The sequence below is a fragment of the Longimicrobium sp. genome (genome assembly GCF_036399935.1).
Lineage (GTDB): Bacteria > Gemmatimonadota > Gemmatimonadetes > Longimicrobiales > Longimicrobiaceae > Longimicrobium.
In genome coordinates this window covers 1-12395 of record NZ_DASWMD010000039.1, presented here as the reverse complement: position 1 = coordinate 12395, position 12395 = coordinate 1, and the positions used below count along the sequence as shown (strand labels likewise).

At 70.1% G+C, this 12395-nt stretch carries 10 protein-coding genes and 1 pseudogene; 8 read left to right on the top strand and 3 right to left on the bottom strand.

Features of this window, described 5'->3' with window-relative positions; all coding sequences use genetic code 11:
• Nucleotides 1-180: 180 nt before the first annotated feature.
• Nucleotides 181-1755 carry a ribonuclease Y gene (gene rny, locus VGB24_RS12780; RefSeq protein ID WP_331073334.1) on the bottom strand — a complete coding sequence of 525 codons (1575 nt, stop codon included), beginning with the start codon at nucleotides 1753-1755 and terminating at the stop codon, nucleotides 181-183.
• Nucleotides 1756-2015: 260 nt separating this feature from the next.
• On the opposite strand from rny, the gene VGB24_RS12775 reads away from it, so the two are divergent.
• The 5 genes from VGB24_RS12775 (at nucleotide 2016) to VGB24_RS12755 (ending at nucleotide 7537) form a co-directional block, all read left to right on the top strand.
• Nucleotides 2016-2372 (top strand): MmcQ/YjbR family DNA-binding protein, encoded by a 357-nt coding sequence (locus tag VGB24_RS12775; RefSeq protein WP_331073333.1) that lies wholly within the window; start codon nucleotides 2016-2018, stop codon nucleotides 2370-2372.
• A 555-nt stretch (nucleotides 2373-2927) separates the two neighbouring features.
• Nucleotides 2928-4598, top strand: coding sequence for a beta-propeller domain-containing protein (locus VGB24_RS12770; protein WP_331073332.1), 1671 nt, complete (start codon nucleotides 2928-2930; stop codon nucleotides 4596-4598).
• Between the two features lie 385 nt (nucleotides 4599-4983).
• Nucleotides 4984-6090, top strand: a complete 1107-nt coding sequence (locus VGB24_RS12765) for an endonuclease/exonuclease/phosphatase family protein (protein WP_331073331.1) — start codon at nucleotides 4984-4986, stop codon at nucleotides 6088-6090.
• Nucleotides 6087-6821, top strand: coding sequence for a hypothetical protein (locus VGB24_RS12760; RefSeq protein ID WP_331073330.1), 735 nt, complete (start codon nucleotides 6087-6089; stop codon nucleotides 6819-6821). Before VGB24_RS12765 ends, VGB24_RS12760 begins: the two co-directional genes overlap by 4 nt.
• Nucleotides 6818-7537, top strand: coding sequence for a DUF72 domain-containing protein (locus VGB24_RS12755; RefSeq protein ID WP_331073329.1), 720 nt, complete (start codon nucleotides 6818-6820; stop codon nucleotides 7535-7537). The genes VGB24_RS12760 and VGB24_RS12755 overlap by 4 nt, the downstream gene beginning before the upstream one ends.
• Before the next feature lie 27 nt (nucleotides 7538-7564).
• Here the strand turns inward: VGB24_RS12755 and VGB24_RS12750 are convergent, their stop codons facing one another.
• Nucleotides 7565-8716, bottom strand: a complete 1152-nt coding sequence (locus tag VGB24_RS12750; protein ID WP_331073328.1) for a polysaccharide deacetylase family protein — start codon at nucleotides 8714-8716, stop codon at nucleotides 7565-7567.
• Between the two features lie 314 nt (nucleotides 8717-9030).
• On the opposite strand from VGB24_RS12750, the gene VGB24_RS12745 reads away from it, so the two are divergent.
• The 3 genes from VGB24_RS12745 to VGB24_RS12735 all read left to right on the top strand — a co-directional run bounded on the left by VGB24_RS12745 (nucleotide 9031) and on the right by VGB24_RS12735 (nucleotide 11709).
• Nucleotides 9031-9312, top strand: coding sequence for a hypothetical protein (locus tag VGB24_RS12745; protein WP_331073327.1), 282 nt, complete (start codon nucleotides 9031-9033; stop codon nucleotides 9310-9312).
• A 547-nt stretch (nucleotides 9313-9859) separates the two neighbouring features.
• Nucleotides 9860-10957: a HAMP domain-containing sensor histidine kinase gene (locus tag VGB24_RS12740; protein ID WP_331073326.1), complete on the top strand. Its 1098-nt coding sequence runs from the start codon at nucleotides 9860-9862 to the stop codon at nucleotides 10955-10957.
• A gap of 530 nt (nucleotides 10958-11487) precedes the next feature.
• The gene (locus VGB24_RS12735) at nucleotides 11488-11709 is read left to right on the top strand and encodes a hypothetical protein (RefSeq protein WP_331073325.1); all 222 of its coding nucleotides are present in this window, start codon (nucleotides 11488-11490) and stop codon (nucleotides 11707-11709) included.
• Here VGB24_RS12735 and VGB24_RS25470 read toward each other — a convergent pair.
• A pseudogene (locus VGB24_RS25470) lies at nucleotides 11607-11894 on the bottom strand (EamA family transporter); the annotation flags it as partial. The gene VGB24_RS12735 and the pseudogene VGB24_RS25470 overlap by 103 nt on opposite strands.
• Nucleotides 11895-12395: the final 501 nt, after the last annotated feature.

Sequence of the window (12395 nt, the reverse complement as noted above, 5' to 3'; positions counted from 1 at the left end):
CTCCCTTCCCCCGCGCAGTTTGCGGGGGAAGGGTTGGGGATGGGGGGCGCCGGCCCGAGCACCGGACCTGCCCACCCACGCCTCGACCTGGCCCGAACATGCCTTCAGAAAAACGCGGCGGGGGCACGGCGAACCGTGCCCCCGCCCGGCCCGGCGGGCCGCAATCTATCGACCGGCGCGTCAGCGCGCGAAGTCGACCGCGCGCGTCTCGCGGATCACCACCACCTTGATCTGCCCCGGGTACTGCAGCTCCGCCTCGATGCGGCGCGCCGTGTCTTCGCTCAGGCGCGTCATCTCCTCGTCCGACACGGCCTCGGGCGTCACCATCACCCGCAGCTCGCGGCCGGCCTGGATGGCGAAGCAGCGCTCCACCCCCGGGAACGAGGTGGCGATCTCCTCCAGCTTTTCCAGCCGCTTGACGTACGTTTCGAACATCTCGCGGCGGGCGCCCGGGCGCGAGCCGCTGATGGCGTCGCCCGCGGTGACCAGGAACGACTCGGGAAACAGGTGCGGCTCCTCGTCGTGGTGCGCCTTGATGGCGTTCAGCACCTGCGGCGGCTCGCCGAACTTCTTGCACAGGTTGTAGCCCAGCTCCACGTGGGTGCCCTCGTGGTCGTGCGTCATGCCCTTGCCCACGTCGTGAAGCAGCCCCATCCGCTTGGCCATCGTGGCGTCGAAGCCCATCTCCGAGGCCATGTTGCCGGCCAGGAGCGCCACTTCCTTAGCGTGCAGCAGCTGGTTCTGCCCGTACGAGGTGCGGAACTTCAGGCGCCCCAGCACCTTGACGATCTCGGGGTGCACGCCGTGGATCCCCAGCTCGTACATGATCTCTTCGGCGGCCTCGCGCATCCCCTTCTCCACCTCCAGGCGCGCCTTGGCGACGACGTCGTCGATGCGGCCCGGGTGGATGCGCCCGTCGCCGACCAGCTTTTCCAGGGCGATGCGGGCGGTTTCGCGGCGGATGGGGTCGAAGCCGGAGAGCACCACGGCCTCGGGCGTGTCGTCGATGATGACGTCGATGCCCGTGGCCTGCTCGAACGCGCGGATGTTGCGCCCCTCGCGGCCGATGATGCGCCCCTTCATCTCGTCCGACGGCAGCGCCACGACCGAGACGGTGGTCTCGGCGGTGTGGTCGGCGGCGATGCGCTGGATGGCGAGCGAGATGATCTTCTTGGCCTCGCGGTCGGCGTCGCGGCGGGCCTCTTCCTTGATCTCGCGGATGCGCTGCGCGGCGCTGGCCCGGGCCTCTTCTTCCAGGTCGTGCATCAGCGTGCGGCGCGCCTCGTCGGCCGAGAGGCCGGCGAGGGATTCCAGGCGGTGCTGCACCTCGGCCAGGCGCCCGTGCACCGACTGCGCGTCGACCTCCACCTGCTTTTCGCGCTGGGCGAGCGCCTGGGCGCGGCGGTCCTGCGCCTCGACCTTCTCCTCCAGCTGGTGGAGCTTTCGGTCCAGCATTTCGCCGCGCTCCTGCAGCCGGCGCTCCAGCCGGTCCATCTCGTCGCGGCGCTTCGCCTCTTCGCGCTCCCACGCCTCGCGGCTGCGAAGGGCTTCTTCGCGCCCCTTCAGCACCTCGGCCGTGCGCAGGCGGTCCGCCTCCTGCTCGGCCTCCTGCTTGGCCGTGGCGCGAATGCGGGTGGCCTCGTCTTCGGCGGTGGCGCGGGATGCGCGCAAGCGCGACTGGATCACGGCCTGCCCGCCGAAAAAGCCGGCGGCGGCGCCCACGATCGCACCCAGTGCGATCAGCAGAATTTCCATCGGTGGGTCTTTATCTCAGCGCGGGCGTGCCCGCGGCCGGTGCAAATAAGAACGGTGGCTGAACTCGAACCGCGTCCCGCCACCGTTTGGACTGAGCCCCGCTCAGGATGTGCGTCCAGGTGGGCCCGCAACGGAAAAACATACGATGAAAGCAGGTGCGCGGGCAAGTGCGCGCCCGGTTGCGCGCGGAACCCCGTCCGCCTACCCTGCGGCGCGCGGTCGACTTCCGCGTTCCGCCACTACCGGAGAGCATCCGCAACATGAGCACCGATCCCCTGACCCGCCTGCGGGCCATCTGCCTGGCCCTTCCCGAAGCCACCGAGCAGGAGGCCTGGGGTGCGCCCACCTTCCGCGTCCGCAAAAAGATCTTCGCAATGTTCGCCGACAACCATCACCGCGACGGGCGCGTGGCGGTGTGGTGCCCCGCCCCGGTGGGCATCCAGCAGCTGCTCGTCCGCTCCGATCCGGACACCTACTTCGTGCCGCCGTACGTGGGCGTGAAGGGCTGGATCGGTATCGTCATCGAGGAGCTGGGCGATGACGAGATGCGCGAGCAGATCATCCAGTCGTACTGCATGATCGCCCCGAAGAAGCTCCAGGCCCTGGTAGACGGGTAACCGCAGCGGCAGCCGGAGGCTGTCATCCTGAAGGAGCGCCCACGCGCAACCTGCATCCCCACCACCGTTTGCAGCGACTGAAGGATCCCCTCAGTCGCTGCATGATGCGGTGCACGCGTCACGGTACGCCGTGGCCGCTTCCTCGGGATGACAGCGTCCCGTCGGCAACCTGATCGAGTGCCGTGATCGTGCCGCTGGTGCAGCGGGCGGTGCGTCGCGCATATTGGCAGGACCCTCCACATCCGTCCGCAGACCAACCCCCACCCCATGCGGAAAACTGCCCTCGCAACTGCACTCGTCACGGCGCTGATCGCGGGCGCGGGCTGCGCTCCGGCCTACGACCCGGCTTCGGTCCCGGGTTCTTCGGCCTCACCCCCGTCGCACCAGACGCTGCGGCCCTTCCGGTCAGACCGCGACCTCGTGCGGTTCGTCCGGCGGATAGCGGGGGAGCCGGTCCCACCCCCCGCGCCAATCCTGCCGCCGCCCCCGATGGCACCTCCACCGTCCGCGCCTGGTGAGCCAGCCGCCGCGCCCCCCACGCTGAATCTGGAGAGCGTGGCACTCGGGGTGGCGGGGGCGGGGGTGGAATCCGTGACCAACGTGCAGCACGCGGGCGTGGACGAGGGTGGCATCGTAAAGACCTACCGCGACTTCCTGATCATCCTGCGGCGCGGGCGCCTGTTCACGGTGCGCATCGGCGACGACAGCCTGACGCCCGTGTCGGCGGTGGACGCGTACGCGCCGGGACTGGACCCCGGCGGCGCCTGGTACGACGAGATGCTGATCTCGGGCGACGTGATCGCGGTGCTCGGCTACAGCTACGACCGCGGCGGCACGGAGGTGGGGCTGTTCCAGATTTCGCCCGACGGGCAGCTGGCGTACCGCTCCACCTGGCACCTGCGCGCCGACGACTACTACTCCTCCGACAACTACGCCAGCCGGCTGGTGGGCGGCAAGCTGGTGTTCTACTCGCCGGTCTTCCTCGACCCGGAGAACCCGTCGGAGTCGTTTCCCGCCATCCGCAGGTGGGAGCCCAACGCGGAGGAGGACGATTTCCGCCCCGTGCTGCCGGCGACCAAGGTGTACCGGGCTGACGCGCCGATGGCGAGCGGTGAAGAGCTGGTGCTCCACACGGTCACCGTCTGCGACCTGGCGGGCGGCGAGCTGGCGTGCCGGGGCACCGCGGTGGCGGGCCACGAAAGCCGCGTGTTCTACGTGTCGCCCGGCTCGGTGTACGTGTGGGTGACGGGGCTGGACCTGTACTCCGACGACGACGAGCCGCCGCCTTCCGTGCTGTATCGGATGCCCCTGGACGGCTCGCCACCCAGCGCGCTGCGGGTGGAGGGCAGCCCCGTGAACCAGTTCTCGTTCCTGGAGAGCGCCGACGGGCACCTCAACGTGCTGGTGGCGTCCGAAGGCGAGGGCGACGGAATGTGGGACTCCGACAAGGCCGGCGGCGACCTGGCGCTGATGCGCGTGCCGCTGCGGCGCTTCGGCACGGGGCGCCAGGCGGTGCCCGCGTCGGCGTACCGCGACATTCCGGACGTGGGCGACGGCGAGGACCTGCAGAACCGCTTCGTGGGCGACTACCTGCTGTACGGCGCCGGTTCCGGGTGGGGCGCGCCCTCGGACACGCCCTCGTCCTCCCTGGTGGCGGTGCCGTACAGGCGCGACGCGAATGCGACCACGCTGTCGTTTCCGCACGGGGTCGATCGCATCGAGGCAATGGGATCGGGTGCCGTGATCGTGGGCACGGACGGGCGCGATCTCCACTTTTCCGGCATCCGCCTGGGCGCCGTCCCGCAGTTCGTGCACCGCTACACACGCCCGAACGCGTCGCAGGGCGAGCTGCGCAGCCACGGCTTCTTCTACAAGCCCGAGGCGCAGGACGCGGGGATGCTGGGGCTGCCCATCCGCGGCCCGGGACGCCCCGGCTACGAGCACCTGTTCAGCGAATCGGCGTCCATCCTGTACCTGCGCAACCAGGCGTTCCGGCTGAACGAGGTGGGGGCGCTGGCGGCGAACGACTCCGCCGCGGTGGACGATGCCTGCCGCGCGTCGTGCGTGGACTGGTACGGCAACGCCCGCCCGCTCTTTCTGCGCGGACGGGTGTTCGCGCTGCTGGGGTACGAGCTCGTGGAGGGACGGGTGGATGATGGGCGCATCCGCGAGGCGCGGCGGGTGGTGTACTTCCGGCAGCCGGCGTCGTCGGTGGGGGCGAAGTAGGGGTCCCTCCCCCGGCCCCTCCCCGCACGGTACTGCTGTGCGGAGAGGGGAGAAGTTCGATCGAGGTTCGACTGGCTGCCGGTGCATGCCGCGGGAGCCCCCTCTCCCCGGCCCTCTCCCCCGCTTCGCAGGGGAAAGGGGGAACTTCGACCGCGTCCCCCCAGCGTTGGATCGCTGCAAGATGTTTGGACGCTCCTTGGACGCGGATTCCGCGTAGCACCGCCGCGGCCGGGTGGTATCACTATTGAAGTAGCCTGGATGCCTGGTCCATCGGCCGGGCGCAGGCCACACCTTCACCACACCGGACCGTGACGCTCGCTCCCCCGTCCCATCATCACTTCCAACAGCGGTTCGGGATGCCCGTTCCGGACGCGGGAGCGGGCCGATGACGGCGGTGCTCCGGTGGGTCGTCCTGGGGCTGGGGGTGCTGCCGGTGGCCGCTACCGCGCTCAGCTTCAGCCGCAGCCCGCACTGGTCCGTGCGGATGTGGGACTTTCCCCGCCTTCAGCTCGCGCTCCTGGCGGCGCTTTCGGGCGCGGCGTACGGCGTGTTCTACTTCGACGGAAACGTGCTGGAGTGGCTGTTCGTCGCGGCGCTCGTCGCGTGCCTGGTGTACCAGGGACGCAAGGTGTTTCCCTACACGCCGCTGGCCCGCGTGCAGGTGCAGCGCAGCACGCGCCCCAAGAACGACCGCACCTGCTTTCGCCTGCTGATCAGCAACGTGCTGATGGAGAACGACCAGCACGAGCGGCTGGCGCAGGTGGTGCGCGACTCCAAGCCCGACATCGCGCTGCTGGTGGAGGTGAACGACAAGTGGGCGCGCGCGCTGGAGCCGCTGGCGGCGGAGTTTCCGCACGTGATCCGCCACCCGCAGGAAAACTACTACGGGCTGCTCCTGCTGTCGCGCTTTCCGCTGGTCGGGGCGCGTGTGGACTTCCTGGTGCAGGACGACATTCCCTCCGTCCACACCGGGTTCGAGCTGCCCGACGGCACGGTGGTCCTTCTGCACGGGCTCCATCCCCGCCCGCCCGAGCCGGTGCGCGACCAGGATTCCACCCCGCGGGACGCCGAGCTCGTGGTCGTGGGGCGCGCCATCGGCGACTCGGACGAGGAGCCCACGGTCGTCGCGGGCGACCTGAACGACGTGGCGTGGTCGCGCAGCAGCGAGCTGTTCCTGCGCCTGAGCGCGCTGCTGGACCCGCGCGTGGGTCGCGGGCTGTACAACAGCTACAACGCCAAGAACTTCCTTTTCCGCTACCCGCTGGACCACGTGTTCCACTCCGGCCACTTTCGCCTGGTGAGCCTGGAGCGGCTGCCCTACGTGGGCTCCGACCACTTTCCCATGCTGGTGGAGCTGAGCTACGAGCCCGAGGCGGTCCGCCGCCAGCAGCCCATGCCCGAGCGCCCCGAAGACACCGAGGTAGCGGAGGAAATGCTGGAGGAGCAGGCCGAGGCGGCGGCCACGGGCGACGACCGGCCGGGGCGCGAATGAGCGCCGTGGACGTGGAGCCGCGCGCGACCGCGGGCCAGCGCTTCCGGGCGTACGCCGTGCACGTCTACACGGCGTGCGGGGTGGGCTTCGCATTTCTGGCCGCGGCAGAGATGTGCCGGCCGCGGCCGGACGTGCGCCTCGTATTCCTGCTTTTCGCGGGGGCTACGCTGGTGGATGCCACGGACGGCCCGTTCGCACGCATGTGGCAGGTGAAGCGGTTCGCGCCCAACATCGACGGGCGCAAGATCGACGACATCGTCGACTACCTGACGTTCACCTTTCTGCCGCTGCTCCTGGTGTGGCGGATGGGGTGGGTGCCCGAGCCCGGCGCCGTGTGGATCATCCCCGCCCTCATCGCGTCGCTGTTCGGGTTCGCCAACGAGGACGCCAAGGACGAGGAGGGGGGATTCTTTCTCGGCTTCCCGTCGTACTGGAACGTGGTGGCGCTGTACGCGGGCGTCGCGCACCACTTCCACGGCCCCATGCTGAACGGCGTCCTCCTGCTGATCCTCACCGTGCTGACGATCGCGCCGGTGAAGTTCATCTACCCCAACCTGGCGCCCCGTCCGTGGCGGATTCCGGTGCTCGCGGGTGCGTTCGTCTGGCTGGGCGTGCTGATCGTGATGACGTACCAGTTCCCCCACGTGCCCGGGTGGCTGGTCCTGGTGTCGCTGTCGTATCCCGTCTTCTACACGGTCCTTTCCGCGTACCTGGCCCGCCGGCGCCCGTGATCCGCGTCGGCACCGCGGGATGGACGCTGCCGCGCACGGAGCAGGAGCACTTTCCCGCCACGGGCACCCACCTCCAGAGATACGCCGGCCGCTTCTCGGCGGCGGAGATCAACTCCTCGTTCTATCGTCCTCATCGCCCGTCCACCTACGCGCGCTGGGCGGAGAGCACCCCGGAGGGCTTTCTCTTTTCCATCAAGCTGCCGAAGGCGATCACGCACGGGCAGCGGCTACGGGATGCGGACGCGCTACTGGACGGCTTCCTGGCGGAGGCCGGGGGGCTGGGCGACCGCCTGGGATGCGTGCTGGTGCAGCTTCCGCCCAGCCTGGAGTTCGATGCCGCCGTCGCGGAGCCGTTCTTCTCCGCCCTGCGCACCCGTTCCGCGCTCGCCTTGGCGTGCGAGCCGCGGCATCCCACCTGGTTCGGGGACGAGGCGGCGGAGCTGCTCGCCCGCTTTCAGGTCGCCCGCGTCGCCGCCGATCCCGCGCGCGTCCCCGCCGCGGCCGAGCCGGGGGGATGGCCCGATCTCGTCTACTACCGCCTGCACGGGTCGCCCCGCATCTACTACTCGGCGTACGAGCCCGCGTACCTGGATGCGCTCGCCGCCCGGCTGCGCGCGGATGCGGCGGCCGGGCGGCAGGTGTGGTGCATCTTCGACAACACCGCCTCGGGCGCCGCGGCCGCGGACGCGCTGGGCCTGGTCCGACGCTTGGCGTAGCTTCCACTGCAGGTCTCACATTGCCGTTCAGCGTCCGCTTCCGGGCACGACGGTCTCGGGGCGGACGGGTGTGGGAAGGGGGCTCGGGGGGACGGCGGGGTCGCGGATCCAGTGCATGATGCCGGGCGACAGGTAGCGCATGGCCCCGCACCGGCGGCTGACGATGGCGTAGCTGATCACGCCGCGCCCCGGCCCGTGGTAGCGGCCCATGTGCGCGGCCAGGTCCACCGTCACCGTGTCGCCGCTGACCCGCAGGTTCTCCCCCAGCGGATGCCCGATGTAGCTGCGCCGCTGGGCATCCGCGGAAACCGCGAACACCTGCGCGTCTGCCGAGAGGGGCGCCTGGCCCACGAACGTCACCGTTCCCGCCACCGCGCCGTCCGGCGTCACGGGGCGGAGCACGGGCGCGTACGTGGCTCCGCCCAGCAAGTACTCGGTGAATACGGAGAGCTGCACGTCGTTCATGATGAGCATGCGCGGCAGCAGCGCCGACCGTCCGTCCCAATAGCCGGGATTGACGGTGTGCAGGTGCCGGTACGCGCTTCCGATGGCGTCTGCGATCTCTGGCGTGTAGTGGCCGAAGGGAAAGGCGAAGTCCAGCCTGTCGTCGCCCCCGTGCCGGGCGATGGTGCCCGGCGAGCGGACGAGCGATCCGGCGACCTCCGTTCCCGTGGTGGGCAGGCTGCGATGCTCGTAGCCGTGCGCCGAGACGCGGTGCCCGGCGCGCGCCAGCCGCGCCACGTCGTCGGAGTTGAGGAACTGGGCGTCCGAGTCCGGCCGCGTGCGGCGGGGAATGACGAAGAAGATGCCGCGGAAGCCGTGGCGCTCCAGCATCTCGGCGGCGCGCAGCTGTTCCTTGCGCCCGTCGTCGAAGGTAAGGATCACCTGCCGCCCACCGCCGGCTCCGGGCAGCCGTGTATCTTCCGGAAAGACGGAGCGGAATCCCTGGTCCGCCAGAAAGCGCAGCGTTTCCTCGTACCGCGCCCACGACTCGGTCAGGTTGCCTTCGCCCGGCCGCGGATTCTCCGCGAAACCGTGCCAGGCCAGCACGGGAACCCCGCCCGGCCCCACGGTGCCTCCGCACGCATCGTCGCTCGTGGTCCGCGCCTGTGTCAGCGACGGGGCGCACGCGGAAAGCGCCAGTGTGCACGCGAGAAGCAGGTTCCGAATCACGATCATCTCACCATCTGGCGTAGGGCCCAGGCGGGATTGTAGCGGAAAGCCCGCTGCGCGCGCCAGCAATCCCCGGTCATCCGCCGGCGCTGCTGGGGGTCACGCGGAGGCAGCGGCGATGGAACCCGATGCCTCGGCTGCCGTGGGGCCCTCACCCGGCCGCGCTGACACGCGTGCCACCCTCTCCCACAAACAGCGTGGGAGAGGGGGTACACTTCGGCTTCGGGAGCGCCTCCGTGTGCGACCATTCCTGCCGGGGCGCTGGTAGCACGGTCGGCAGCACTCTTGCTCCTGCCTGCACGCGAAAGGAGAAAAAGCCGATGTCGCGTGCGTTCGTCAAAGAAGATTCGGGGTTCGTGCCGCCGGGCCACTTCGGGCTGCCACCCCGCGACGACCCCGGGTACGACGCGGCGGCGGCGCGGGCGCTGATCGAGGCGGCGCGCGACGCCAACACCGCCAGCGCCGAATCCGCCACCGGCTACCGCTGGGGCGAGCCCCGCCTTCAACGCCATGTCCGCAAGCTGCTCGCGGCCGCCGAAGCGCTTCCCGAGCACGAGCAGGACATGCGCTACATCCGCGTTGCCCGCCGCTTCCTGGGCTGAACGTGCGATAAAAGAAAGAGCACCGCCGGGCGATGTGCCCGGCGGTGCTCAAGGTTCCGCTGCTTCCCGACGCGATGCCGCAGGGGCACCCGCCAAACGCGGAGAGTGTTTCGCCTCTGGAATCGGCTCAGGCGCCGATGCGGCGATCGCTTGCCCGTGTCGAGATGCGAGCAGGAGTCGTACTGGCCAAGAGATCACCTCCTTCGTTCAGGTTGCACATAGGGCATGGACACGGTGGAGCCTCGGCTCCCGTGGTCCGCGGCGCAATCCTCGTCGGATCGCCCCGGCGTCCCTGCACCGCCTCAAGCGGCGGCGTGCCAATAAGATAGAAACGTCTTTCGAATCGCGCAAGCCCCCTTTTTCGAAAGGATTTCCTTGCGCGCGGAGTGCCCGCCGCGGATGTTTGGGTGCGCCGATCCGCGATGCCGCCGTCGCATTCCCCGCCCACGCACCATCCGCCGTTCCTCCGCCATGCCCGTCTGCGCCAGGCAGTGGAAGCGCTGGTGGCGGAGGCGCTGCTGAAGTTGGCCCCGCAGCCGTAGCCCGCATGCCCGATCCTCATCCCTCGCCTCGCCCTGCCCGCCCGCCGCGCCCCCTGCCGGGGTTCGTGCGGGCGCTGCTGCGGGTGCCGCTGTTCTACAAGATCCTCATCGCCAACGCGGCCGTGGTGCTGGTGGGCACCATGTTCGGCAGCATGCTCACGGCGTGGTTCGTCCGCAGCTACCCCGAGGCCTCCATCCTGGACGTCGCGGGGCCGCTGGCGGCCGGCGGCATCCTGGCCACGGTGCTGGTGAACGCCGTGATCCTGAAGCTGGCCCTGCAGCCGCTGGATGCGCTGGAGCGCACGGCGGCGCGGGTCCGGCGGGGCGACCTGGAGGCCCGCGTGCCCCTGTCCCCCGTGGCCGACCGCGAGCTGGACCGCTTGACGCGCACCTTCAACGGCATGCTCGACGCGGCGGCCGTATACCGGACGCGGGTCCGCAAGGTGGCGTCGCAGGCCCTGAACGCCGCGGAAGAGGAGCGGAAGCGCATTTCGCGCGAGCTTCACGACGAGACGGCGCAGCTGTTGGCGGCACTGCTCATTCGCATTCGCGTGGTGAAGGGCGCGGGCGATCCGCAGGCGGTGGGCGCCCTGCTCGAAGACATGCGCCGGGAGATCGGGCAGGCACTGGAAGGGGTGCGGCGGTTCGCGCGCGGCCTGCGCCCGCCCGCGCTCGACGAGCTGGGGCTGGTGCCCGCCATCGAATCGCACCTGCGTTCACTGCGTGAGATCAGCGAGATGGAGCTGGCGCTGTCGGCCGAGCCGTCGGTGGACGAGGACCTTTCCGCCGAGGCGGGGCTGGCCGTCTACCGCATCGTGCAGGAGTCCCTTTCCAACGTGCTGCGCCACTCCGGCGCCACCCGCGCGTCCATTCGCCTGGAGCGCGACGGCGCACGGCTGATCGTGCGCGTGGAGGACGACGGGCGCGGGTTTTCGGTGCCCAGCGTCACCGCCGCCGGGCGAGGATTGGGGCTGTTTGGGATGGGGGAACGGGCGGCGTACCTGGGAGGCCGCGTCGACGTGCGGAGCGAGCCGGGCGGCGGCACGCGCGTCCGCGCCGAAATCCCCATCGCGCCCGATGCCATGGAGGACGACGAGGACTGACGGCCTTCGTCGTCCACTGATCAGTTCCGGCGCAACGAAAGCCGTGCCATCCTGCGCCCAAGCGCCTCCAACTCGCCGGCAGCGCCAAGGCCCTGTCATCCTGAGGCCCAAGCGCGCCGAACTCGCCCGCAGCACACCCATCGCGGGCCGAAGGATCCAGTCCGCGCCACCTCGAAACCCGGGCGCGACAGCGGCACGAAACCGTGGGGCGCCCCTCCCCCGGCCCCTCCCCGCACAAACTGCGTGCGGAGAGGGGAGAACTTCTGACTCGTGAGGCTGGGTTCGTCGCGTCCCACGGCGCCCCCCATCCCCAGCCCTTCCCCCGCAAACTGCGCGGGGGAAGGGAGTTAGCCCGGTGTGTCGCGCGTGTGCTGATGCTTGGGCTGAGTCCGTCACCAGCTTGGGAGCGCTTCGCGCACGGCCGTGCAATCCCCGGCTGCCCTCTCCCCCGGCCCCTCTCCCGCGAGCGGGAGAGGGGAGAATTCGATTGCGCTTCGGCAGGCTGGGTGCACATCGCCCCGAGCAGGCCGATGGCGACCGACATCGGGGGCAGCGCGTGCGGCGACCCGCTGAACAGGAACGACGGCTGGGTGACCAGCAGCACGCCCACGATGCTTGCCAGCACCGAAAGCACCTCGCGCCGCCGAAGCTTCTCGCCCAGCAGCGGCACCGCCAGGAGTCCTGCGTACACGGGGTTCGTGTACTGGATGACGGTCGCGTCGGCGATGGGCAGGTTCGTCAGCGTGTGGTAGAAGCACGAGAGCGCCAGGAACCCGGCGATCCCGCGAAACACCAGCATTTTGCGCTGGGTTCCCCATGGCGACACGCGCGCGCGGTGGACGGCCCAGGCGCTCAGCGCCGCGGTGACGATGGACCGCGCCAGCACCAGCTCCTGGCTCGGGAGGTCTTTGCCGGCGTGCTTTACCAGCAGGCTCATCACGCTGAAGAAGAACGCGCCCGCCGCCATGTAGCGCATCCCCGGCGTCAGCCACCGCACGCGGGCGTTGGGCTGGCCGGTGTGGACGGGCGCGATGCCGCCCTCCAGCTCAGGCGTCGCCTCGACGGCGGCGGCGTCGTGGCGCTCAGACATCGGGTGATGGCACTGCGTTCGGCACGGGCTCGGCGATCAGGTGGACCTTTGGCGCGCCCAAGATACCTCCTCGCGCCGACCACGACGAGGCGCGGCAGAACGGGACGGCCCCCAACGGCACGGGTCGCACGTCGCCGAACGCTGATTGAATTCTCCCCTCCCCCGGCAAACTGCGCCGGGAGAGGGCCGGGGGGAGGGGCCCGCACAGGGTACAAACCGGGTAGATTGTTGACAATCTAAACCGGGAGGATCGTTGACAGTTAACGTGCATGGCAACCCCCTTCAGGAGGCGAGCCGTGCCTTGGCTGGAAACGAATCCCATGGACGAGCGGATGCGGTTCATCGTGG

What these genes read in the sequence shown, in the direction of transcription:
- rny (WP_331073334.1), bottom strand. Translation starts at nt 1,755, where the DNA reads ATGGAAATTCTGCTGATCGCACTGGGTGCGATCGTGGGCGCCGCCGCC.
- VGB24_RS12775 (WP_331073333.1), top strand. Translation starts at nt 2,016, where the DNA reads ATGAGCACCGATCCCCTGACCCGCCTGCGGGCCATCTGCCTGGCCCTT.
- VGB24_RS12765 (WP_331073331.1), top strand. Translation starts at nt 4,984, where the DNA reads ATGACGGCGGTGCTCCGGTGGGTCGTCCTGGGGCTGGGGGTGCTGCCG.
- VGB24_RS12760 (WP_331073330.1), top strand. Translation starts at nt 6,087, where the DNA reads ATGAGCGCCGTGGACGTGGAGCCGCGCGCGACCGCGGGCCAGCGCTTC.
- VGB24_RS12750 (WP_331073328.1), bottom strand. Translation starts at nt 8,716, where the DNA reads ATGATCGTGATTCGGAACCTGCTTCTCGCGTGCACACTGGCGCTTTCC.
- VGB24_RS12745 (WP_331073327.1), top strand. Translation starts at nt 9,031, where the DNA reads ATGTCGCGTGCGTTCGTCAAAGAAGATTCGGGGTTCGTGCCGCCGGGC.
- VGB24_RS12740 (WP_331073326.1), top strand. Translation starts at nt 9,860, where the DNA reads ATGCCCGATCCTCATCCCTCGCCTCGCCCTGCCCGCCCGCCGCGCCCC.
- VGB24_RS12735 (WP_331073325.1), top strand. Translation starts at nt 11,488, where the DNA reads ATGGCGACCGACATCGGGGGCAGCGCGTGCGGCGACCCGCTGAACAGG.